This is a genomic window from Methylobacterium isbiliense (assembly GCF_022179325.1).
Classification (GTDB): Bacteria; Pseudomonadota; Alphaproteobacteria; order Rhizobiales; family Beijerinckiaceae; genus Methylobacterium; species Methylobacterium isbiliense.
Genome location: NZ_BPQQ01000023.1, coordinates 86403 through 108353, shown reverse-complemented (window position 1 = coordinate 108353; position 21951 = coordinate 86403). Strand labels below are relative to the sequence as shown.

At 72.9% G+C, this 21951-nt stretch carries 16 protein-coding genes and 1 pseudogene; 12 read left to right on the top strand and 5 right to left on the bottom strand.

Going from position 1 to position 21951, the window contains the following annotated elements; all coding sequences use genetic code 11:
• Positions 1-9: 9 nt before the first annotated feature.
• Positions 10-1299, bottom strand: coding sequence for a hypothetical protein (locus tag MFF61_RS11570; protein WP_238235269.1), 1290 nt, complete (start codon positions 1297-1299; stop codon positions 10-12).
• 213 nt (positions 1300-1512) lie between these two features.
• On the opposite strand from MFF61_RS11570, the gene MFF61_RS11565 reads away from it, so the two are divergent.
• The 10 genes from MFF61_RS11565 (at position 1513) to cysG (ending at position 15480) form a co-directional block, all read left to right on the top strand.
• Complete coding sequence (locus MFF61_RS11565) at positions 1513-2133, top strand: ANTAR domain-containing response regulator (protein WP_238235268.1); 621 nt, start codon at positions 1513-1515, stop codon at positions 2131-2133.
• Positions 2130-3137: a CmpA/NrtA family ABC transporter substrate-binding protein gene (locus MFF61_RS11560; protein ID WP_238235267.1), complete on the top strand. Its 1008-nt coding sequence runs from the start codon at positions 2130-2132 to the stop codon at positions 3135-3137. The genes MFF61_RS11565 and MFF61_RS11560 overlap by 4 nt, the downstream gene beginning before the upstream one ends.
• 408 nt (positions 3138-3545) lie before the next feature.
• On the top strand, positions 3546-4802 hold the full coding sequence (locus MFF61_RS11555) for a CmpA/NrtA family ABC transporter substrate-binding protein (RefSeq protein WP_238235277.1): 1257 nt from the start codon (positions 3546-3548) through the stop codon (positions 4800-4802).
• On the top strand, positions 4802-5668 hold the full coding sequence (gene ntrB / locus MFF61_RS11550; RefSeq protein ID WP_238235266.1) for a nitrate ABC transporter permease: 867 nt from the start codon (positions 4802-4804) through the stop codon (positions 5666-5668). The genes MFF61_RS11555 and ntrB overlap by 1 nt, the downstream gene beginning before the upstream one ends.
• 12 nt (positions 5669-5680) lie before the next feature.
• Complete coding sequence (locus MFF61_RS11545) at positions 5681-6475, top strand: ABC transporter ATP-binding protein (RefSeq protein WP_238235265.1); 795 nt, start codon at positions 5681-5683, stop codon at positions 6473-6475.
• A gap of 11 nt (positions 6476-6486) precedes the next feature.
• Positions 6487-7716, top strand: coding sequence for an NAD(P)/FAD-dependent oxidoreductase (locus MFF61_RS11540; RefSeq protein WP_238235264.1), 1230 nt, complete (start codon positions 6487-6489; stop codon positions 7714-7716).
• 11 nt (positions 7717-7727) lie between these two features.
• Entirely contained in the window at positions 7728-9518 is a 1791-nt protein-coding gene (locus MFF61_RS11535) for a NirA family protein (RefSeq protein WP_238235263.1), read from the top strand.
• A 59-nt stretch (positions 9519-9577) separates the two neighbouring features.
• Complete coding sequence (locus MFF61_RS11530) at positions 9578-11191, top strand: sulfite reductase subunit alpha (RefSeq protein ID WP_238235262.1); 1614 nt, start codon at positions 9578-9580, stop codon at positions 11189-11191.
• Positions 11192-11299: 108 nt separating this feature from the next.
• The gene (locus MFF61_RS11525; RefSeq protein ID WP_238235261.1) at positions 11300-13984 is read left to right on the top strand and encodes a nitrate reductase; all 2685 of its coding nucleotides are present in this window, start codon (positions 11300-11302) and stop codon (positions 13982-13984) included.
• A gap of 38 nt (positions 13985-14022) precedes the next feature.
• Positions 14023-15480 carry a siroheme synthase CysG gene (gene cysG, locus MFF61_RS11520; RefSeq protein ID WP_238235260.1) on the top strand — a complete coding sequence of 486 codons (1458 nt, stop codon included), beginning with the start codon at positions 14023-14025 and terminating at the stop codon, positions 15478-15480.
• Position 15481: 1 nt separating this feature from the next.
• On the opposite strand, the gene MFF61_RS11515 is transcribed toward cysG, so the two are convergent.
• The 4 genes from MFF61_RS11515 to ispH form a co-directional block, all read right to left on the bottom strand.
• Positions 15482-15919, bottom strand: coding sequence for a type II toxin-antitoxin system PemK/MazF family toxin (locus MFF61_RS11515; protein WP_283205989.1), 438 nt, complete (start codon positions 15917-15919; stop codon positions 15482-15484).
• A complete protein-coding gene (locus tag MFF61_RS11510) occupies positions 15873-16118 on the bottom strand; it encodes an AbrB/MazE/SpoVT family DNA-binding domain-containing protein (protein WP_238235258.1) in 246 nt (81 codons plus the stop codon). Before MFF61_RS11510 ends, MFF61_RS11515 begins: the two co-directional genes overlap by 47 nt.
• 72 nt (positions 16119-16190) lie before the next feature.
• On the bottom strand, positions 16191-17156 hold the full coding sequence (locus MFF61_RS11505) for a homoserine kinase (RefSeq protein ID WP_238235257.1): 966 nt from the start codon (positions 17154-17156) through the stop codon (positions 16191-16193).
• A 135-nt stretch (positions 17157-17291) separates the two neighbouring features.
• Positions 17292-18293, bottom strand: a complete 1002-nt coding sequence (ispH, locus tag MFF61_RS11500; RefSeq protein ID WP_238235256.1) for a 4-hydroxy-3-methylbut-2-enyl diphosphate reductase — start codon at positions 18291-18293, stop codon at positions 17292-17294.
• 227 nt (positions 18294-18520) lie between these two features.
• Between ispH and MFF61_RS11495 the strand changes: the two genes are divergently transcribed.
• Positions 18521-20470 carry a monovalent cation:proton antiporter-2 (CPA2) family protein gene (locus MFF61_RS11495; RefSeq protein ID WP_238235255.1) on the top strand — a complete coding sequence of 650 codons (1950 nt, stop codon included), beginning with the start codon at positions 18521-18523 and terminating at the stop codon, positions 20468-20470.
• Positions 20463-21872: pseudogene (locus tag MFF61_RS11490) on the top strand (MATE family efflux transporter); the annotation flags it as partial. The gene MFF61_RS11495 and the pseudogene MFF61_RS11490, both read left to right, overlap by 8 nt.
• Positions 21873-21951 lie beyond the last annotated feature (79 nt).

Genomic DNA, 21951 nt, shown 5'->3' with positions numbered 1-21951 from the left:
AGGGCGCGGTCAGGGCGCGGAGGCGGCCCGCCCCGGCGGCGCGTCCGGCTGCGGCCTGGCCGCCTCGGCCCGGGCGATGGCGTCGGCCACCAGGGAGGGGCTCGCCTGGAGGCTGCCGAGTTCGACCGCCGACATCGCCAGCAGCACGGGAGCGAGGCGCGCCGTGGCGTGCCCCTCCGCGTCGAACAGGCCGAGGTCGTCGCCGGCCTTGAGCCCGACGCTCGCGGATATGCGGCCGGCATAGTTCTGGATCCGGGTCTCGTCCGAGCTGCAGAGCGGCGGCGGCGGCCGCAGGGCCGCGGGCAGCGCCGCCACGGAGGTGAGCGAGGTCAGAGAGGGCAGCAATGCGGCCTCGGCGGCGAGCCGCTCGCCGTCGAGGACCCGACCGGGCGTGACCGCGGCGGAAGCCGGCCGCGGCGCGGCGGGACCGAGGCCGGTGGCGATCGAGGGCGTCGCCATCAGCGGCAGCGGCCGGGCGCTGCCGCGCGGACGCCCGGAGAGGCGCGCGAGGGCCGACCAGGGCTGGACGCGCAGCGCCGACCCGGCGGCGGGCTTGGCCGGTGCGGGGCGGGCCGCGAGGGTCTCGGTCGCCGCCGACGGGATGGCGGGCGACCTCGCTGCCGCCACGGGCTTGACCGCCGCCGGCTTGACCGCCGCGGGCTTGGCCGCCGCGACGCGGCGGGCCGGCACGCCCCGTCCCCGCGCGGCCAGGAAGCGCGCCCGGACCGTGCGGCCGATGCCCTGCGGGGCCAGCGCCGCCAGTGCGGGCGAGGCCGGCGCGCCGCGTGATGCGCCTTGGGGCGTGCCGCGCGGACGGACCGCGACCGGCGCGCCGCATTCGGCCGGCGCCCAGCGCCGCACGATCGCCAGGGCGGAGCGGCGACCGAGCACCGTGTAGTAGCGCCGCAGCAGCGAGACCGCGGCGTCGGCGCCGTGCCCGGCCGTCGCGAAGCCCGTATGGCCCTCGGCATCGGCGCCGATCTCGCCGTCCCAGTTCGCGCGCTTGATGCACCAGTAGTTGTTGAGCTTGACGCAGCGGGCCACGAAGGCGGGATCCACCGGCGAGGCGAAGGCCACCAGGGCGAGCGAGACCGGCCGCAGCGCCTCGCGGGTCTCCTCGCGCCAGTTCGACACCGCCCGTGCCTCGGCGCGGTAGAGGGCCGGCACTGCGGGCCGCGCGAGCGCCACGGCCTCGGCGATGTCCTGCCCGGTCCGGGCGGCGCTCGCGCGCAGGAAGGAGGCCGCCCGGTCGGCGCCGGGCGCCAGCACCGTGGCGACGGCGAGGAGTGCGGCGATCACGGCGTGTCCTCAGGGGAAGCGGTGGGGCGGGTCGAGGGGCATGCCGCGGCGGGTCTCCTCTGCGGCGTCGCGCTGCCGCCGATATAGAGCGCCGCAGGACGGCCTTGGTTGCGTGCCGCGCCGCTTCCGCCGCGCCCGGCTCGGCCGCCGCTGTCCCGGTCCGAGCTGCCGGGCCGCGCCGCCCGGCCCGACAATTGCCTCGCCCGCTGCCGCATGCCCGATCTCGCGTCCCCCTCTCCCCTGCCCTCTCCCGAGCAGCACCTCACCATCGCGGTCGTCGATCCGAGCCGGGCCCGTGCGGCGGTGCTGGAGGAGGGTCTGCGCACCGTCGAGGGCGCCCGCGTCGTGGTCATCCCCGACACGGTGGATCTCCTCGACCGGCTCTCGGCCCTCTCCCCGGACGTGGTGGTGATCCATCTCGAGAGCCCGAGCCGCGATCTCCTGGAGCAGATGTTCGGCGTCTCGCGCCTCGTGGAGCGGCCCGTGGCGATGTTCGTCGACCGCAGCGACGTGCCGATGATGCAGGCCGCCGTCGATGCCGGCATCTCGGCCTACGTCGTGGACGGGCTCAAGGCGGAGCGGATCAAGCCGATCATCGACATCGCCATCCTGCGCTTCAACGCCTTCGCGCGGCTGCAGCGCGAACTCACGGAGGCGCGCAGCGAACTCGCCGACCGCAAGCTGATCGACCGGGCCAAGGGCATCCTGATGACCGCCAGGGGGCTTTCGGAGGACGAGGCCTACCGGCAGATGCGCCGCAAGGCCATGAACGAGAAGCGCAAGATCGTCGACATCGCCCGGGCCATCGTCACCGCCGCGGACCTGCTCGGATGAGGCTGCAACTCGGCTACGTTCCGCTCACCGATGCCGCCGCCGTGATCGCGCTGGTCGAGGGCGGGTTCGCGGCACGCGAAGGCATGCGCGTCGACCTCGTGGCCGAGCCCTCCTGGGCGACGCTGCGCGACAAGCTGGCGCTCGGCCTCCTCGACGGGGCGCACCTGCTCGCCCCGCTGGCCCTGGCGAGCCATCTCGGGCTGAGCGGGCCGCCGGCCCGGCTGATCGCCCCGGCGGCGCTCGCCCGCAACGGCAACGCCGTCACCGTGTCGCTGGCGCTGTGGCAGGCGATGGCGCCGGCCTCCGACGCGCTGCCCGACGTGGCACGGGCGCTGGCGCGGCTGGCGGAAACCCGCTTCGCCGCCGGCCGGCCGCTGTGCCTCGCCACCGTGCACCCGTTCTCCAGCCACACCTATCAGCTCGGCCGGCTGCTCGCCCTCGGGGGCGGCCGGCTCGACCTCGTGCGCCTCGTCGTCGTGCCGCCGCCGCGCACGGTGGAGTCGCTGCGGCGCGGCCTCATCGACGGCTTCTGCGTCGGCGCCCCGTGGAACAGCGTCGCGGTGGCGGCGGGCGTCGGCCGTATCGCCGCGCTCGGCGTCGACATCGCGCCCGCCTGCCCCGAGAAGGTGCTGACCCTGGCGGCCGAGATGGAGGAGCGCGCGGCCCCGCTCCTGCGGGCACTGAAGGCGGCCGCCCGCTGGTGCGGCACGCCCGAGCACTGGCCCGATCTCGCGCGCCTGCTCGGCGGGCGGCGGCATCTCGACGTCGATCCCGACCTGATCCTGCGCGGCCTGCGGGGCGACCTGCAGGTGGCCCCCGACGGCAGCGTGCGCGCCGCCCCGGACTACCTCGTCCTCGGCGAGGACGCGCTCTCGCTCGAGCCCGGCACCGCGACCTGGATGCTGGAGGAGATGGCGGCGGCCCGCCAGCTCGCCGACGTGGCCGCGGCCCGGGGTGCCGCCGCGGGCTTCCTCCGGCCCGACCTGCTCGCTGCCTGCGATTGAGGCAATCGCCGCCGCTGCCCGGACGGCGATCAGGCCGCCCATGTTTTGTGCATCGCAGCAGAGCCCGGTGTCGGCAGCTTGGCCGGTCCGGGCGCCTACGGACGCCTTCGATCTCGGCGGTCGGGATCGCCGCGGCGGACTTGGCACGGAACCTGCTGGACTGGGGACGATCCGTCAGCGCCGACGGGTCGATACCGTCAGCAGAGCCGCTGACCCGAGTCCCCCCGCACAGGCCCCGCAGGACGGCGGCCGCGGTCGAGCTTGGGCAGCGGTTTTTTCGTTCGGGCCGGGCGGGATCGTCCGAGGGCAAGAGGAGCGGCAAGGGTGTCGATCGGCAAGAGTGACCACGACGGGAGTGACCAGGACGGTCGTGAGCGGAGTGCGCGTGCCCACACCACGCGGCGCGGGATCCTGAAGGGCGCTGCCGGTGCGCTGTCGCTCGCCGCGGCCGCGCGGGCCGCGCTTCCGGGCGGGGCCTTCGCCCAGGGGGCCGGCCCGGAGGTGAAGGGCGCCAAGCTCGGCTTCATCGCGCTCACCGACGCGGGTCCCCTCTTTGTCGCCAAGGAGAAGGGCTTCTTCGCCAAGCACGGCATGCCCGACGTCGAGGTGCTCAAGCAGGCCTCCTGGGGCACGACCCGCGACAACCTCGTGCTGGGCTCCGGCGGCAACGGCATCGACGGCGCGCACATCCTGTCGCCGATGCCCTACCTGATCAGCGCCGGCCGCGTGACGCAGAACAACGTGCCGGTGCCGATGCACATCCTCGCCCGGCTCAACACCAACGGCCAGTGCATCTCGGTCGCCAAGGAGTACCTCGACGCCAAGGTCGCGCTCGACTCCAAGGTCTTCCGGGTCGCGACCGAGAAGAAGAAGGCCGCCGGCAAGTCCGTGAAGGCCGCCATGACCTTCCCGGGCGGCACCCACGACCTCTGGATCCGCTACTGGCTGGCCGCCGGCGGGATCGATCCGGACAAGGATATCGAGACGATCGTGGTGCCGCCGCCCCAGATGGTGGCGAACATGAAGGTCGGCACGATGGACTGCTTCTGCGTCGGCGAGCCGTGGAACGCGCAGCTCGTCCAGCAGGGCCTCGGCTACACCGCGCTCACCACCGGCGAGTTGTGGAAGGACCATCCCGAGAAGGCCTTCGCGATGCGGGCCGACTTCGTGGAGAAACACCCGAACGCCACCCGCGCGCTGCTGATGGCGGTGCTTGAAGCGCAGCAATGGTGCGACAAGCCGGAGAACCGCGACGAGTTCGCCGCCATCGTCGCCAAGCGCCAATGGATCAACATCCCGGTCGGCGACGTCGCCGGGCGCATGAAGGGCACGATCGACTACGGCGACGGCCGCGTCGTCCAGGACAGCCCCTTCGTGATGAAGTTCTTCCGCGACCACGCCTCCTACCCGTTCCAGTCCCACGACCTCTGGTTCCTCACCGAGGACATCCGCTGGGGCAAGTTCGACGCGCAGACAGACACCAAGGCGCTCATCGCCAAGGTGAACCGCGAGGATCTCTGGCGCGAGGCCGCCAAGGCGCTCGGCGTCGCCGAGATCCCGGCCTCGACCTCGCGCGGCAAGGAGGCCTTCTTCGACGGCAAGGTCTTCGATCCGGCCGACCCGGCGGCGTACCTCGCCAGCCTCAGCATCAAGAAGGTGGCGTGATGGCGCTCGGCTTCTCGCTCGGCGGCCTGTCCGCCGTCCGTCCCCGGGGCGAGGCCGCGCGCCGCCCCCTGATCACCGCCGCGATGCTGCGGGGTGCGGCCGCGCGCATCGTCCCGCCCCTCGTGGTGCTCGGCCTGTTCCTGCTCCTGTGGGAGGTGCTCTGCGCCCGGCCCGGCGCCGGCCTGCCGCCGCCCTCCCGGGTGCTCTCCGAGGCGTGGCCGATCATCATCGATCCGTTCTTCGACAACGGCGGCACCGACAAGGGGCTGTTCTGGCACATCGCCGCGAGCCTCCAGCGCGTGGCGCTCGGCTTCGCCCTCGCGGCCATCGTCGGCATCCTCCTCGGCACGCTGGTCGGCCAGTCCGAATGGGCGATGCGCGGGCTCGATCCGATCTTCCAGGTGCTGCGCACCATCCCGCCGCTCGCGTGGCTGCCGCTCTCGCTCGCGGCCTTCCGGGACGGCCAGCCCTCGGCGATCTTCGTGATCTTCATCACCTCGATCTGGCCGATCATCATCAACACGGCGGTCGGCATCCGCAACATCCCGCAGGATTACCGCAACGTCGCGGCGGTGCTGCGCCTCAACGCTTTCGAGTTCTTCGGCAAGGTGATGCTGCCGTCCGCCGCCCCCTACATCTTCACGGGGCTGCGCATCGGCGTCGGCCTGTCGTGGCTCGCCATCGTGGCGGCCGAGATGCTGATCGGCGGCGTCGGCATCGGCTTCTTCATCTGGGACGCGTGGAACTCCTCGCACATCAGCGAGATCATCGTGGCCCTCGTCTATGTCGGCGTGATCGGCTTCGTCCTCGACCGCATGGTCGCCGGGATCGGCGTGCTCGTCACCCGCGGCACCGCCACCGCCTGAGGACCCTCCCCCATGTCCCATCTCGTCCTCTCGAACGTCGGCATCAGCTTCACGCGGGGCGGGCGCACCACGGAAGTGCTGCGCGACGTCAACCTCACCATCGCCAAGGGAGAGTTCGTCTCCCTGATCGGGCATTCGGGCTGCGGCAAGTCCACGGTGCTCAACATCGTGGCGGGCCTGCTGCGCGCCTCGACCGGGGGCGTGCTGCTCGACGACCGCGAGGTCAACAGCCCCGGCCCCGAGCGGGCGGTGGTTTTTCAGAACCACTCGCTCCTGCCCTGGCTCACGGTCCGCGAGAACGTCGCGCTCGCGGTCGACAAGGTGCTGCGCGCCAAGAAGAGCCGGGCCGAGCGCCGGGAGTGGATCGACCACAACCTCGCCCTCGTGAACATGACCCATGCGGCCGAGAAGCGCCCGCACGAGATCTCGGGCGGCATGAAGCAGCGCGTCGGCATCGCCCGGGCGCTCGCCATGGAGCCGAAGGTGCTCCTGATGGACGAGCCCTTCGGCGCCCTCGACGCGCTCACCCGCGCCCATCTCCAGGACCAGCTCATGGAGATCCAGCTGCGGCTGAAGAACACCGTCATCATGATCACCCACGACGTGGACGAGGCGGTGCTCCTCTCCGACCGCATCGTGATGATGACGAACGGCCCTTCGGCGACGATCGGCGAGGTGCTGGACGTGCCGCTCGCCCGGCCGCGCCGGCGCCTCGACCTCGTCGAGGACCCGATCTACACGCATGCCCGGGCCGAGGTTCTGGAGTTCCTGTACGCCCGCCACGCCAAGCCGGCGCTCGCCGCGTGAGGGACGGGGCGATGCAGGACGGTCCGGCCGAGCGTCTCGTGGTCGTGGGCAACGGCATGGCCTCGCTGCGCTTCCTCGAGCGGCTGACCGAGGCGGCGCCGGGCCGCTTCGCGGTGACGGTCGTGGGGGCCGAGCCGGTGGCCGCCTACAACCGCGTGCTGCTCTCCTCGCTGCTCGGCGGCGAGGTCGACGAGGCCGCCTGCACGTTCCGCGGCCTGGACTGGTATGCCGGGCACGGCATCACCCTGGTGACGGGCGCGCCCGTCACCGCCATCGACCGCGCCGCCCGCACGGTCGCGGTGGGCGGGGACCTGACCCTGCCCTACGACAGGCTCGTCCTGGCGGTGGGGTCGGTGCCGATCCGGCTGCCGAAGCCCGGCATGGACCTGCCCGGCGTCATCACCTTCCGCGACCTCGCCGACGTGGCGGCGATCCGCCGGGCCGCGGTGGCGGGCGCGCGCGCCATCGTCATCGGCGGCGGGCTGCTGGGCCTCGAAGCGGCCATCGGGCTCGCCCGGCTCGGCGTCGGCACCACGCTCCTGCACGTCATGGACCGGCTGATGGAGCGCCAGCTCGACCACGCGGCCGCGGCACTCGTGAAGAGCGCCATCGAGGCGCGCGGGGTGCGGGTGCGTCTGCTGGCGGACACGGCCGCGGTGGAGGGCGAGGGCCGGGTGGAGGCGTTGCGCCTCGCCGACGGCACGGTCCTGCCGGCCGACCTCGTGGTCATGTCCGTGGGCGTGCGCCCGTCCACCGCGCTCGCGCAGGCCGCGGGCCTCGATGTCGGCCGCGGCATCAGGGTGGACGACCAGCTCGCCACATCCGACCCGGCCGTCTTCGCGCTGGGCGAGTGCGCCGAGCACCGGGGCCAGACCTATGGCCTCGTCGAGCCCGCCTACGAGCAGGCCGAGGTGCTGGCCCGCCACCTCTGCGGCGGGGCGGCGGCCTACGCGGGCACGGCGCTCGCCACCAGCCTCAAGGTCTCGGGCCTGCCGGTCTTTTCCGCGGGCGTGGTCGACGTGCCCGAGGGCGCCGAGGCCGTGATCTGGAGCGACCCGGCCGCGGGCCTCTACCGCAAGCTCGTCATCGCGCAGAACCGGCTCCTCGGGGCCGTCTTCGTCGGCGACGTCGCCGAGCAGGGCTGGTGCAAGGCCTTGCTCCGCTCGGGCACCCCCCTGTCCCGCGCCGACCGCGACGACCTGATGTTCGGGCGCACCGATCCCCAACCCCTCGCAGCGTGAAGGAGCGCGCAATGGCCGACGACTTCGACGCCGAGCAGAAGCGTTACCTCGAAGGATTCGCCAACGGCATCCAGGCGGTCCGCCTGACCGGCGGGCTCGGCCTCGGCGGGGCGCCCGCCGCGGGCCCGGCGCCCGAGCCGACCGGCCCGGACGCGATCCACATCAAGGCCCAGGACAAGGTTACCAAGGCGGGCGGCAAGCTCTGCGATCAGGAGAAGTGGAAGCGGGCCGAGAACCCCTTCGACGGCCACAACCGCCTGATCGCCGAGGCCGCGACCGGCAAGGCCCCCAAGCCCGAGGACAATTTCCGCTGGCGCTACCACGGGCTGTTCTGGGTCGCACCGGCCCAGACCTCCTACATGTGCCGCCTGCGCATCCCCAACGGCATCCTGCACCACTGGCAGTTCGCCGGGATCGCCGACCTCGCGGATGCGCATGGGGGCGGCTACGCCCACGTCACCACCCGGGCCAACCTCCAGGTGCGCGAGATCGCGCCCGAGCACGGCCAGCCCTTCCTGGACGGGCTCGTGGATCTCGGGCTCACCGCGCGGGGCGCCGGCGCGGACAACATCCGCAACGTCACGGGCTCGCCCACCGCCGGCATCGACGCGCAGGAGATCCTCGACACGCGGCCGCTGGCCAAGTCCTGGCACAACTGGATCCTCAACGACCGCTCGCTCTACGGCCTGCCGCGCAAGTTCAACGTCGCCTTCGACGGCGGCGGCGTGCTGCCGGTGCTGGAGGAGACGAACGACATCGGCTTCCAGGCGATCGAGGTGATGGAGGGCGCGGGCGTCGCGCCCGGGATCTGGATGCGCCTCGTGCTCGGCGGCATCTCCGGCCACCGGGATCTCGCGCGAGATACCGGCGTGGTGCTGCCGCCCCAGGAGTGCAACCGGGTCGCCGACGCGATCCTGCGCGTCTTCATCGAGAACGGCGACCGCACCAACCGCAACAAGGCGCGGATGAAGTACGTCCTCGACGCCTGGGGCTTCGACAAGTACCTCGCCGCCGTGGAGGAGAAGCTCGGGCGCAAGCTCGACCGGGTCGACCCGGCCCACGTCAAGCCCCGGGGCGGCTTCGACCGCACCGCCCATGTGGGCGTGCATCCCCAGAAGCAGGCGGGGCTGAACTGGATCGGCGTCGTGCTGCCGGTCGGCAAGATGACCACCGACCAGATGCGGTCGCTCGCCGCCATCGCGCAGGAATGCGGCGACGGGCAGATCCGCCTCACCGTGTGGCAGAACTTCCTGTTCTCCGGCGTGCCGGACGCGAAGGTGGCGGAGGTGGAGGCGCGCGTGGCCGCGCTCGGGCTCACCACCAAGGCGTCGAGCATCCGCGCGGGCCTCGTTGCCTGCACGGGCAACCGCGGCTGCAAGTTCGCCGCTTCCGACACCAAGGGCCACGCCCTGATGATCGCCGATTACGTTGAGGCCAGGGTCGGGGATCTCGACGTCCCGGTGAACCTGCACCTCACGGGCTGCCACCATTCCTGCGCCCAGCACTACATCGGCGACATCGGCCTGATCGGCGCCAAGGTGGTGGTGAGCGAGGAGGGCGACACCGTCGAGGGCTACGACATCGTGGTGGGCGGCGGCTTCGCCGACAACCCGAAGATCGGCACCGAGATCTGGAAGTCCGTGAAGGCCGAGGATTGCCCCGGCCGGGTGGAGTTGCTGCTGCGCGACTACCTCGCCCACCGCACCGGCCCGCAGGAGAGCTTCCAGGCCTTCACGGCCCGCCGCGGCCCCGAGGCCCTGAAGGGCCTCGCCGAGACGCGGATGCTGGAGGCGGCGGAGTGAGCCCCGCCGCACGCCCCGCCCCGCGCCCCGCCTGACACCGTCGAGCCCGATCCGCGACCATGACCCAGCACGTCACGCCCCCCCTCGTCCTGATCCCCGAGAGCGCTCCCTTCAATCCCGACCAGCGGGCGTGGCTCTCGGGCTACTTCGCGGCGCTGCTCGGCCCGGCGATCGAGGGGGCCACGGCCCTCGGTGCCGCCGAGGTCCCGTCGGGCCCGGCGCTCGCCGACAACGGCGATGCGCCCTGGCACGATCCCTCGCTGCCTCTCGACGAGCGCATGGGGATGGCCAAGGACCGCCCCGCGCCGCAGAAGCTGATGGCCGCGATGGCCCAGCAGGATTGCGGCCAGTGCGGCTACAACTGCGCCGACTATGCCAATGCGATCTTCCTCAAGAAGGAGGAGCGCCTGAACCTCTGCCAGCCCGGCGGCAAGGACACGCTCCGGATGCTGAAGAAGCTGGAGGCGGAGCTGGGCGCCGCGCCTCCCGCAGGGGCCGCGGCGACGGCGGCCGAGGAGGCCCCCAGGGCGGAGGTGCCGCTCGGGCCCTACGGCCTGTGCCGCGAGAACCCGGCCGAGGCCGTCTTCCTCTCGCGGCGGCGCCTCAACGCGCCGGGCGGCGAGAAGGAGACGTGGCACATCGAGATCGACCTCCAGGGCACCGGCATCGACTACGTGGTCGGCGACTCGCTCGGCCTGTTTCCGGCCAACGCCCCGGCCCTCGTCGACACGGTGATCGCCGAACTGGGTGCCCGGCCGGAGCGGGTGATCGCCACCAAGTTCGGCGAGAAAACCCTGCGCGAGCACCTGCTCACCACCTACGCGCTCGGCGCGGCGCCCGACAGCCTCTTTCAGCTCCTGTCGCTCCTCACCTCGGGGGCGCAGCGCCGCAAGGCGCAGAGCCTTGCGGCGGGCGAGGACCCGGACGGCGACCTCGCCCATCTCGACGTGCTGGCCGCCCTGCACAAGTTCCCGGGCGCGCGGCCGGACGCCGAGGTCTTCCTCGAAGCCCTCGACGAGCTGCAGCCGCGCCTCTACTCGATCTCGTCCTCGCCCAAGGCCGATCCGGGCCGGGTCTCGCTCACGGTGGACGCGGTGCGCTACAGCCACCGCTCGCGCCTGCGCCTCGGCGTCGCCTCGACCCATCTCGGCGAGCGGCTGGCCGAGACCGCGACCGTGCGGGTCTACCTGCAGAAGGCGCACGGCTTCGGCCTGCCCGCCTCGCCCGAGACGCCGATCATCATGTGCGGTCCCGGCACCGGCATCGCGCCCTTCCGCGCCTTCCTGCGCGAGCGCGCCGCCACCCGGGCGCCCGGCCGCAACTGGCTGTTCTTCGGCCACCAGCGGCAGGCGTCCGACTTCTTCTACCGCGAGGAGCTGAACGCCCTGAAGGATCAGGGCGTGCTCACCCGCCTGTCGCTCGCGTGGTCCCGCGACGGGGCGGAGAAGACCTACGTCCAGGACCGCATGCGCGAGAACGGCCGCGAGCTGTGGCGCTGGCTCGAGGAGGGCGCGCATTTCTACGTCTGCGGCGATGCCAAGCGCATGGCCAAGGACGTCGAGCGCGCGCTCATCGACATCGCCGCAAAGGAAGGCGGACGCAGCCCGGAGGACGCGGTCGCCTATCTTGCCGCCCTCAAGAAGGCCGGCCGCTACCAGGCCGACGTGTACTGAGCTGCGCGGAATTTCCTCCCGCAAGGGAAGCGGATCCCGCGTCCGTTCGGCAGCCGAGGCCCGCCTCGTGCGTCGCCGAGATTCCATCCCGTTCGGAGCGGGTCTTCCATGAACCTTCACGTCCCGGACCTCGCGCCTCTTCCCGAGCCGGTGCGCACCACCTGCCCCTATTGCGGCGTCGGCTGCGGCGTGCTCGCGCGGCCGGACGGTGCCGGGGGCGCCGGCATCGAGGGCGATCCCGAGCATCCGGCGAATTTCGGCCGTCTCTGCTCCAAGGGCTCCGCGCTCGGCGAGACGCTCGGCCTCGACGATCGGGTGCTGCACCCGACCATCGCGGGCGCGCGCGTCACCTGGGACCACGCGCTCGACACGGTGGCGGAGCGCTTCCGGCGCGTCGCCGAGGCGCACGGGCCGGACGCGGTGGCCTTCTACCTCTCGGGCCAGCTCCTCACCGAGGACTACTACGTCGCCAACAAGCTCGCGAAGGGGTTCATCGGCACGCCGCACGTCGACACCAACTCGCGCCTGTGCATGTCGTCCTCGGTGGCCGCGCACCGGCGCGCCTTCGGGTCGGACACGGTGCCGGGCTGTTACGAGGATCTCGACCAGGCCGACCTCGTGGTGCTGGTCGGCTCCAACGCCGCGTGGTGCCACCCGATCCTGTTTCGCCGCATGCTCGACGCGCGCGCGAAGCGCGGCACCAGGATCGTCACGATCGACCCCCGGCGCACCCAGACCGGCGAGGAGGCGGACCTGTTCCTGGGGCTGAAGCCCGGGACCGACGCGGCCCTGTTCTCCGGCCTCCTCGTCCACCTCGCCGAGACCGGCGCCGTCGACGAGCGCTACGTAGCCGCGCACACCGCCGGGTTCGAGGCCGCGTTGGAGCGCGCCCGCGCGATCGCCCCCGACAGCGCCGCCACCGCGGCCCTCACGGGCCTCGCGGAGGCCGATGTGCGGCACTTCTTCGAGCTGGTGCGCACGACGCCGCGCGTCGTCACGGCCTTCTCGCAGGGGGTCAACCAATCGGCGCAGGGGACCGACAAGGCGAACGCGATCATCAACTGCCACCTCGCCACCGGCCGCATCGGCAAGCCCGGCATGGGCCCGTTCTCGCTCACCGGCCAGCCCAACGCGATGGGCGGGCGCGAGGTCGGCGGGCTCGCCAACATGCTCGCCGCCCACATGCACTTCGCGCCCGAGGAGGTCGACCTCGTCCGCCGCTTCTGGGGGGCGCCGCGCATCATCACGGGCGAGGGGCTGAAGGCCGTCTCCCTGTTCGAGGCGATCGAGCGCGGCCGGATCAAGGCCCTGTGGGTGATGGGCACCAACCCGGCGGTGTCGATGCCCCGCGCCGACCGCGTGCGCGCGGCGATGCGCAGCCTCGACACCCTGGTGATCGCCGAGGCGGTCGCCACCACCGACACCGTGCGGGTGCGCGAGGACGCGATCGTGCTGCCGGCGCTCGCCTGGGGCGAGAAGGACGGGACGGTCACCAATTCCGAGCGGCGCATCTCGCGCCAGCGCCCCTTCCTCAAGGCCCCGGGCGAGGCGCGGGCCGACTGGTGGATGCTGGCGCAGGTCGGGCGGCGCCTCGGCTTCGCCAAGGAGTTCGCGTGGCCGAACGCGGCCGCGGTCTTCCGCGAGCACGCCGCGCTGTCGGGCTTCGAGAACGCGGGCAGCCGCGACTTCGACCTCTCGGGCCTCGCCGACATCACGGATGCCGCCTATGCGGGGCAGCGGCCGGTGCAATGGCCCCTCCCGCGCAGGACCCGCACCAGCGAGGCGCGGCTGTTCGCGAACGGCGGCTTCTTCACCCGCGACCGGCGGGCCCGCTTCGTCGCCGTGCAGAAGCCCGCGCTCGCCGATCCGACGAGCGCCGCGTTTCCGTTCCGCCTCAACACCGGCCGGGTGCGCGACCACTGGCACACGCTCACCCGGACGGGGAAGAGCCCGCGCCTCTCGGCCCATCGCGCCGTGCCCTTCGTGGAGGTCCATCCCGACGACGCGGCCCGGGCGGGCCTCCGCGAGGGCGACCTCGCCCGGGTGCGCACGCCCTACGGCGCGGCGGTCTTGGAGGTGATGGTGACGCCCGGCGTGCAGCCCGGCGTGCTCTTTGCCCCGATGCACTGGAGCGAGGCGACCGCCTCGGCGGGCCGCGTCGGCGCGCTGGCCCAGGGCGCCGTCGATCCGGTCTCGGGCCAGCCCGAACTCAAGGCGACGCCCGCCGCCATCGCGCCGGAGCCGATGCGCTCGCGCGGCTTCCTCATCACCCGCACGCCCGCGCCCGCGCCCGAGGGCTGGTGGTGGGCACGGGCCGCCATCGAGGGCGGCTCGGGCCTGATCGTGGCGACGAACGACGGACCGGCCGAGGCCGCCGCCCTGATGCGGGCGCGCTTTCCCGGTGCGGCCTTCAGCGAGTACGCGGACCCGGCCTGCGGGGTCTACCGCGCGGCGGCCTTCGCGGAGGGGCGCCTCGTCGGGGCGCTGGCGCTGGCGCCCGCGGCCGAGCGGCCGTCCTTCGAGGCCGCCAAGGCGTTCTTCCGCACCCAGGAACTGCTGGAGCCGGCGGCGCGGCGCGCCCTGATCTCGGGCCGGGCCGAGAGCGGCGGCAGCGGTCCGCTGGTCTGCGCCTGCCACACGGTCGGGCGCGACACCATCGCGGGCACGATCGAGGCCGGCGCCGCCAGCGTCGAGGCGGTGGGCGCGGCCTGCCGGGCCGGCACGAATTGCGGCTCGTGCATTCCTGAGATCCGCAAGCTTCTGGCGGCGGCGCTTGCGCCGAGCCCGGCGTGAGCGCATCGTCCCGGCGATCCCCTCATCGTTTGATCCTCATGCGTACCCCCCGCTCCCCGCGCGAGACGCGCTCCCCCGGCCTCGAACCCCTCGCGGTCCTGCCGGTCTTCGTGACCCTCCAGGGCAAGCGCGCGGTGCTGGCCGGAGCCAACGGCGGCGCGGCCTGGAAGGTGAAGCTCCTGGCGGCGGCCGGCGCGGAGGTCGACGTCTACGCGCGCGAGCCCACGGAGGAGATGCGGCTGGCCCCCGCCGAGGCGGTGGCCGGGCGCGTCACCCTTCACGAGCGCGACTGGAGCCCGGCGGATCTGGAGGGCGCCGCCTTCGCGATCGCCGCGCACGAGGACGAGGGCGAATGCGCCTGCTTCGTCGCGGCGGCACGTCAGGCCGGCGCCATCGTCAACGCCATCGACCGGCCGCATCTCTGCGACGTGTCCTTCGGGGCGATCGTCAACCGCTCGCCCCTGGTGGTCGGCATCTCGACCGAGGGCGCGGCCCCGGTCTTCGGCCAGACCGTGCGGGCCCGCATCGAGGCGATGCTGCCCGCGGGCTTCAAGGCGTGGGTGGCGGCGGCGCGCGACTGGCGGGCCGCGGTGAGCGCCCGCTACCACGCCTTCGCGGAGCGGCGTGCCTTCTGGGAGCGCTTCACCAACCTCGCCTTCGCGGAGCCCGATCGCGCGCCCGTGCAGGCCGACCTCGACGCCCTGATCGCCGAGACCGATGCCGGCCCGCGCGGCGGTGCCGTGACGCTGGTCGGCGCCGGCCCGGGCGATGCCGAACTCCTGACCCTCAAGGCCCTGCGGGCGCTGCGCGGCGCCGACGTGATCCTGTACGACGACCTCGTGGCGCCGGAGATCCTGGACTACGCCCGGCGCGAGGCGCGCACGATGCTCGTCGGCAAGACCGGGCATGGTCCCTCCTGCCGCCAGGACGACATCAACGCCCTGATGGTGAGCCTCGCCAAGTCCGGCAAGCAGGTGGTGCGGCTGAAATCCGGCGATCCCCTGGTCTTCGGCCGGGCCGGCGAGGAGATCGACGCCTGCCGGGCCGCCGGCATTCCGGTGACGGTGGTGCCGGGCGTCACGGCGGCGCAGGGGGCGGCGGCCTCCCTCGGCCTGTCGCTGACGCACCGGGACGCGGCGCGCCGCCTGCAATACGTCACCGGCCACGACCGCCGCGGCGCCCTGCCGGACGACCTCAACTGGGCCGCGCTCGGCGATCCCTCGGTCACGACCGTGGTGTACATGCCCAAGCGCACCCTGCCCGCGCTCCTCGACCGGGCGGTGGCGGAGGGCCTCGGCCCGGACACCCCGGCGCTGGCGGTGTTCAATGCCACCCGCGCCGATCAGGCGGTCGTGCACGGCACCGCCACGACCTTGCCCGAGCGGGTCGCGGCGGCCGGCCTCGACGGACCTGCGATCGTGATGGTGGGCGATGCGCTCGGGCGCGGCGCGCAGAGCGCGGCTGCGGATCTGGAGCGGGCGGCGGTCTCGGGGTGAGTCAGGCGAGGTGGAGGAGGGCGCCGAGCTTGGCTCCGACCTCATCCAGAAGGGTCTGGGGCGCCCGGCAGAGGAACACCGCGCCGCGCGCGAGCCACGGCACATTCTTGGCTTGGTCGGCCAGAACCACGCCGCGCAAGGCACCGTCGCGGGTGGCGTCGGCATCAACGAGGGCGAGACCACCGGGGAGCGCGAGGCCGCCCGGCACGGCAACCTCGAACGGGTAGCCCTTCACGCGGCCGGTGACCGGGCAGAGGATGCACAAGCGTGTGGCTTGGTTGTAGCGGCGCGGGGTGAGGACCAGGGCCGGCCGCTTGCCCGCCTGTTCGTGCCCGGCCTGAGGGTCGACATCCACCGCGATCACGTCGCCACGGTCTGGGCAGTGGCGAGGATCAGAGGAGTTCCGGGCCGCGCGGAGAATCCGCGAGACCGTCGTCATGGCGGTTCTCGTCGGTGATGCCGGCCAGACGATCATCGAGCGCGTAACGCGGCCGGTCCACCACGGGGATCACCACCAATCGGCCGGTCTCGACCCGCAAGTCCGCGGGCGTGCCTTCCGCCGCCCCGAGTTCACGCAGCGCGCCGCTCGGGATGCGCAGGGCGACGCTGTTGCCCCATCTGGCGAACTGAACTCTCATGCACGCACTCGTGCGGATCGCCTGTAGATCCGATGGATATCCTTACGCCCGAGATGTGGCGAGGTTCGGCCCTCACCCGCTCCAGCCGTACTCCGCCGCCTCGTTCACCCGGCGGTGGAAGGCGAGCTTGCGGTCGTATTCCAGCGGGTCCTTGGGCTTCACCAGCGCGCCCGGGGGCACGTTGAGCCAGTCCACGAGGCGAGTGAGCATGAAGCGCAGGGCTGCCCCGCGGCACAGGACCGGCAGGGCCGCGACCTCGGCCGGCTCCAGCGGGCGCAGGGTCTCGTAGGCGGCGATCATCGCCTGGCCCTTGGTGCGGTTGAACGACCCGTCCGCCTCGAAGCACCACGCGTTGAGGCAGATCGCGAGGTCGTACGCAAAGGCGTCCGTGCAGGCGAAGTAGAAGTCGATCAGGCCGGAGACCCGGTCGCCGATGAAGAAGACGTTGTCGGTGAACAGGTCGGCGTGGATGACGCCGCCCGGCAGGTCGCGGGGCCAGCCCGCCTCCAGGCTGGCGAGGTCCTGGCGCGTGCGCTCGGCGAGGTTCGGGGCGACGCGATCCGCCTCGGCCTCGGCGGCGGAGAAGAGCGGGCGCCAGGCCTCCACCGAGAGCGCGTTCGGCCGCCGCAGGGCGAAGTCGGCCCCGGCGGCGTGGAGGCCGGCGAGCGCGCTGCCCAGCGCCCGGCAATGGCGCACGCCGGGGCGGCGCACCGAGACCCCGTCGAGGAACGACACGATCACCGCCGGCCGGCCGCAGAGCCGGCCGAGCGCCGTGCCCGCCCGGGTGCGGATCGGCTGCGGGCAGGCGAGCCCGCGCGCCGCCAGATGCTCCATCAGCCCGAGGAAGAACGGCAGATCGGCTTCCGCCACCCGCTTCTCGTAGAGGGTCAGGATGAAATGGCCGCCCGTGGTGTGCAGGAAGAAGTTGGTGTTCTCGACCCCCTCGGCGATGCCCTTGTAGGAGAGCAGGCCGCCGATGTCGTACTCGGCCAGGAAGGCGCCGAGCGCCTCGTCGGGAACCTCGGTGTAGACCGCCACGGTCCGGTGTCCGTCTTGGGTGGGAGGAAGTCTTGCGTGGGTGGAAGGCGCCGGAATGCACGAGGCGCCGCCCCGGTTGATGGAGCGGCGCCTCGCGCTTGTCAAAGCCGTCGGCGGTGGCCGTGGGGCGGCGGGCTACTCGGCGGCCTCGCTGCGCAGCTCGCGCGGCAGCGGGAAGACCATGTCCTCGGTGGTGGTCGAGACCGTGTCGACCGTCACCGTGTAGCGGGTCGCGAAGGCGTCGATGATCTCCTCCACCAGCACCTCGGGGGCCGAGGCGCCGGCGGTGAGGCCGAGCCGGCGGATGTTCGCGAAGGCGTCCCAGTCCACGTCCTCGGCCCGGTTGACCAGCCGGGTGATCGGGCAGCCGGCGCGCTCCGCGACCTCGCGCAGGCGCTGCGAGTTCGAGGAATTGGACGAGCCGACGACGATCAGCGCGTCGACGAGCGGCGCCACCTGCTTGACCGCCTCCTGGCGGTTGGTGGTGGCGTAGCAGATGTCGTCCTTGTGCGGGCCGACGATCGCCGGGAACTTCTTCTTGAGCGCCTCGACGATGTGGTGGGTGTCGTCCACCGACAGGGTGGTCTGCGTCACCCAGGCGAGGTTGTCGCGGTTGGCGGGCTCCAGCGCCTCGATCTGCTCCAGGTCCTCCACGAGCGTGATCGAGCCCGCGGGCAACTGCCCCATCGTGCCGACCACCTCCGGGTGCCCGGAATGGCCGACGAGGAGCACGTGGCGCCCGCGCTTGTGGTGGATCTCCGCCTCGCGATGCACCTTGGTCACCAGCGGGCAGGTCGCGTCGATGGTGGTCAGGCCGCGGCTCTCGGCGGTCTGGGGCACCGTCTTGGCGACGCCGTGGGCCGAGAAGATCACCGGCTTGCCGCCGTCCGGCACCTCGTCGAGCTCGGCGACGAACACCGCCCCTTTGCGCTTCAGGCTCTCGACCACGTACTTGTTGTGGACGATCTCGTGCCGGACGTAGACCGGCGGCCCGTAGATCGCGAGCGCGCGCTCGACCACGTCGATGGCCCGCACCACGCCCGCGCAGAACCCGCGGGGGGCGCAGAGCAGGATCTCGAGCGGGGGCTTCTCGGGCGCGGGCGCGCCGGGTTCGTTCTGATTCACGGGAGCGGTCATGATAGCCGGGATGTGGCGAGGCGGGGCGGCCTCTGTCAACCTATCATGGCATCGAATCGCCGCGATCAACAGTGCGCGGGCGCAAGTCGTCCCTGCCGCTCCACCCCTGCCGCTTCTGCGACACCGGCCCGGCCGGCGTCTCGCCTGCGCCACGTCCGCGGGTTAGGTTGCCGGTTCTCTGGCTCATCCTCTTGCCCACCCTCTTGCCCACCGGGAGCCCGTCCGCGATGGCGAGTGCCGCCGACCACGCCAGCTTCCTGCCGCCGGTCCTGACCTTCCTGTCGGCGGCGGTGATCGGCGTGCCGATCTTCCGCCTGCTCGGTCAGAGCGCGGTGCTGGGCTACCTCGTCGCGGGGGTGGTGATCGGGCCGTCCGGGCTCTCGCTCATCACCGAGGCGGAGACGGCGCGCAGCGTCTCCGAACTCGGCGTCGTGCTGCTCCTGTTCATCGTCGGGCTCGAACTCGAATTGTCGCGCCTCATCTCGATGCGGCGGGACATCCTCGGCCTCGGCACGCTGCAGCTCGCCTTGTGCGCGGTGGCGCTCGGAGGGCTCGCCATGCTGGGCGGCCTGTCGATGGCGGCCGCCACGGTGGTCGGCATCGCGCTCGCCCTGTCGGCGACGGCGGTGGCGCTGCAACTGCTGGAGGAGCGCCGCGACCTCGGCGCCCCCTACGGCCAGCGCGCCTTCGCGATCCTGCTGTTCCAGGACCTGTCGGTCGTCGCCATCCTGGCGCTCCTGCCGCTGCTCGCCTCCACGGGCACCACGTCGGGCGGCAACTGGCTGGGGGAGGCCTTGCAGGCCACCGGCTCGGCGGTGGCCGCCGTGGTCGCGGCCGTGCTCGTCGGGCGCTACGGCCTCAACCCGTTCTTCCGGATGCTGGCGGCGAGCGGCGCGCGCGAGGTGATGACCGCCGCCGCCCTGCTCGTGGTGCTCGGCACCGCGCTCATCATGGAGCATGTCGGGCTCTCGATGGCGATGGGGGCGTTCCTGGCCGGGCTGCTGCTGGCCGAATCGAACTTCCGCCACCAGCTCGAAGCCGATATCGAGCCCTTCCGCGGCATGCTGCTCGGCCTGTTCTTCATGAGCGTGGGCATGTCGATCGACCTCGCGCTGGTGCGCGAGCACTGGCTCGCGCTGTCGGCCGCGACGGTCTCGGCGATCCTGCTCAAGACCGCCATCGTGGTGGGACTGTTCCGCCTGTTCGGCTCGCCCTGGATCGATGCCCTGCGCGGCGCGGCGGTGCTGGCGCCCGCGGGCGAGTTCGCCTTCGTGCTGCTGCCGGTCGGCGGCGAACTCGGGATCGTGGACGGGAATGCCGGGCGCCTCGCCATCGCGCTCGCGGCGCTCACCATGCTGATCGGTCCGCTCGCCGCCAAGGGCCTCGACGCCCTGCTGGCGACGCGGCGCACCAGCGCCCTCGAACCGGCCTACGACGTGATCGAATCCGCGGAGGCGCGGGTGCTGGTGATCGGCTTCGGCCGCTTCGGCCAGATCCTCAACCAAGTGCTGCTGGCGCAGGGCGTCAGCGTCACGGTGATCGACAAGGACGTGGAGCAGATCCGCAGCGCCGCCCGCTTCGGCTTCCGGGTCTATTACGGCGACGGCACCCGCCTCGACGTGCTGCGGGCGGCCGGCGGGGCCAGGGCCGAACTCGTCTGCATCTGCATCGACGACCCCGAGGAGACGCTCAAGATCATCGATCTCGTCCACGCGGAATTCCCCTCCGCCCGCACCTACGTGCGGGTGTACGACCGGGTGCAGGCGATCGAGGCGATGAACCGCGACGTGGACTATCTCATGCGCGAGACGGTGGAATCGGCCCTCGCCTTCGGCCGCGCCACCCTGGAGGCGCTCGGCGTGCCGGCCGCGGAGGCGGCGGGCGTCGCCGACGACGTGCGCAAGCGCGACGTGGCGCGGCTGGTGCTGCAGCAGGCGGGCGATCCCCTCGACCGGGCCGACCCGGTGCGCAGCCTCGTGCGGATCAAACCCGAGCCGCTGATCACGCCGGTGCGCTCCTCCCGGGCACTCACCGCCGAGACCCAGGACATCATCGCCAAGGAGCGCCCGGCGCCGCCCGAGCCCGCCCGCACGGACGGGGCGGCGGCGGACAAGGCCCGCGCGGAGGCCGTGCGCGCGGACGAGATCCGGCCCGAGCCCGTTGCCGACGATGCATGAGGCGCCCGCCGCCTTCGTCACCGGATCGACGCTGCGGCACGTCGTGGTGATGGGCGCGACCGGGTCGGTCGGCCTGATGGCGATCTTCGCCGTCGACCTCCTGTCGCTTCTCTACGTCTCGTGGCTCGGCGATCCGAACCTCACGGCGGCGGTGGGCTTCGCCACGATCGTCCAGGTCTTCGCCATCGCCATCAACATCGGCATGATGATCGCGGTCGGCGCGCTCGTGGCGCGTGCGCTCGGGGCCGGCGACCGCGAGGCCGCCCGCCGCATCGCCGCCTCCGCGATGGTGCTGACGGTGGTCGCGGCGCTGGCGGTGACGGGGCTGCTCCTCCCCGTCCTCGACCCGGTCCTGGCGCTCATCGGCGCCGCGCCCGAGACGGTGCCGGTCGCCCGGCGCTTCCTCCACATCACCCTGCCGTCGATCGCCGCGATGGCGCTCGGCATGGGCTTCTCCGGGGTCCTGCGGGCGGTGGCCGATGCGCGCCGCGCCATGATCGTCACGGTCGGGGGCGCCCTCGTGACGGCCCTGCTCGACCCGCTGCTGATCTTCGGCCTCGGCCTCGGCCTCGACGGCGCGGCCTGGAGCGTGGTGGCGGCCCGCCTCGCCTTCGCGGGCGTCGGCTGGCACGGGGCCGTGGTGGTCCACCGCATGGTGGCCCGGCCCCGTCCCGCCGACCTGCGGGCCGATGCGCCCGAGGTGCTGCGCATCGCCCTGCCGGCGGTGGCGACGAACCTTGCTCCCCCGGTGGCGAGCGCGTTCCTGGCCCACGTCGTGGCCGGATTCGGCACGGCGGCGATCGCCGCCAACGCGGTGATCGAGCGCCTGATCCCGGTCGCCTTCGGCGGCCTCTTCGCCCTCTCGGGGGCGATCGGCCCGATTCTCGGCCAGAACTGGGGCGCCGGCCGCTTCGACCGCATGCGGCGCGTCCTGCGCGACGCGGCCCTGGTGACGGGCGTCTACGTGGTCGCGGTCTGGCTCGCCCTGGTGCTCGGTCGCACCGCCATCGTCGAGGCCTTCGCGCTCAGCGGGGAAGCGGCCCGCCTCGTCGCGTTCTTCTGCCTCGTGGCGGGGGCCGCGTGGTTCTTCAACGGGCTCCTGTTCCTGGCGAACGCCTCGTTCAACAACCTCGGCTTCCCGCTCCTCTCCACCGCCTTCAACTGGGGCAGGGCCACGCTCGGCACGATGCCATTCGCGCTGGCGGGGGCCTGGGCCGGCGGCCCGGAGGGCGTGCTCGTCGCCATCGCGCTCGGCTCCGCCCTGTTCGGCACCGCGGCCCTGGTCGCGGCCTTCCGGGTCGTCGGAATCCTGGAAGGCCGCGCGGGTGCGTCCGTCCCGGCCGCCGCTTCAGCAGGCGAGAGTGCCTTTCAGGCGCCGGCCGTTCCTGGCCACGATCCTCACCACCCCATGCGGGGATCCCCGCCGGGCCTTGAGGCCTCGTCGACCCGCCAGGTGCAGGGTCGGGTCGTCCCGCCACGAG

What these genes read in the sequence shown, in the direction of transcription:
- MFF61_RS11565 (WP_238235268.1), top strand. Translation starts at nt 1,513, where the DNA reads ATGCCCGATCTCGCGTCCCCCTCTCCCCTGCCCTCTCCCGAGCAGCAC.
- MFF61_RS11560 (WP_238235267.1), top strand. Translation starts at nt 2,130, where the DNA reads ATGAGGCTGCAACTCGGCTACGTTCCGCTCACCGATGCCGCCGCCGTG.
- ntrB (WP_238235266.1), top strand. Translation starts at nt 4,802, where the DNA reads ATGGCGCTCGGCTTCTCGCTCGGCGGCCTGTCCGCCGTCCGTCCCCGG.
- MFF61_RS11545 (WP_238235265.1), top strand. Translation starts at nt 5,681, where the DNA reads ATGTCCCATCTCGTCCTCTCGAACGTCGGCATCAGCTTCACGCGGGGC.
- MFF61_RS11540 (WP_238235264.1), top strand. Translation starts at nt 6,487, where the DNA reads ATGCAGGACGGTCCGGCCGAGCGTCTCGTGGTCGTGGGCAACGGCATG.
- MFF61_RS11535 (WP_238235263.1), top strand. Translation starts at nt 7,728, where the DNA reads ATGGCCGACGACTTCGACGCCGAGCAGAAGCGTTACCTCGAAGGATTC.
- MFF61_RS11530 (WP_238235262.1), top strand. Translation starts at nt 9,578, where the DNA reads ATGACCCAGCACGTCACGCCCCCCCTCGTCCTGATCCCCGAGAGCGCT.
- MFF61_RS11525 (WP_238235261.1), top strand. Translation starts at nt 11,300, where the DNA reads ATGAACCTTCACGTCCCGGACCTCGCGCCTCTTCCCGAGCCGGTGCGC.
- cysG (WP_238235260.1), top strand. Translation starts at nt 14,023, where the DNA reads ATGCGTACCCCCCGCTCCCCGCGCGAGACGCGCTCCCCCGGCCTCGAA.
- MFF61_RS11515 (WP_283205989.1), bottom strand. Translation starts at nt 15,919, where the DNA reads ATGACGACGGTCTCGCGGATTCTCCGCGCGGCCCGGAACTCCTCTGAT.
- MFF61_RS11510 (WP_238235258.1), bottom strand. Translation starts at nt 16,118, where the DNA reads ATGAGAGTTCAGTTCGCCAGATGGGGCAACAGCGTCGCCCTGCGCATC.
- ispH (WP_238235256.1), bottom strand. Translation starts at nt 18,293, where the DNA reads ATGACCGCTCCCGTGAATCAGAACGAACCCGGCGCGCCCGCGCCCGAG.
- MFF61_RS11495 (WP_238235255.1), top strand. Translation starts at nt 18,521, where the DNA reads ATGGCGAGTGCCGCCGACCACGCCAGCTTCCTGCCGCCGGTCCTGACC.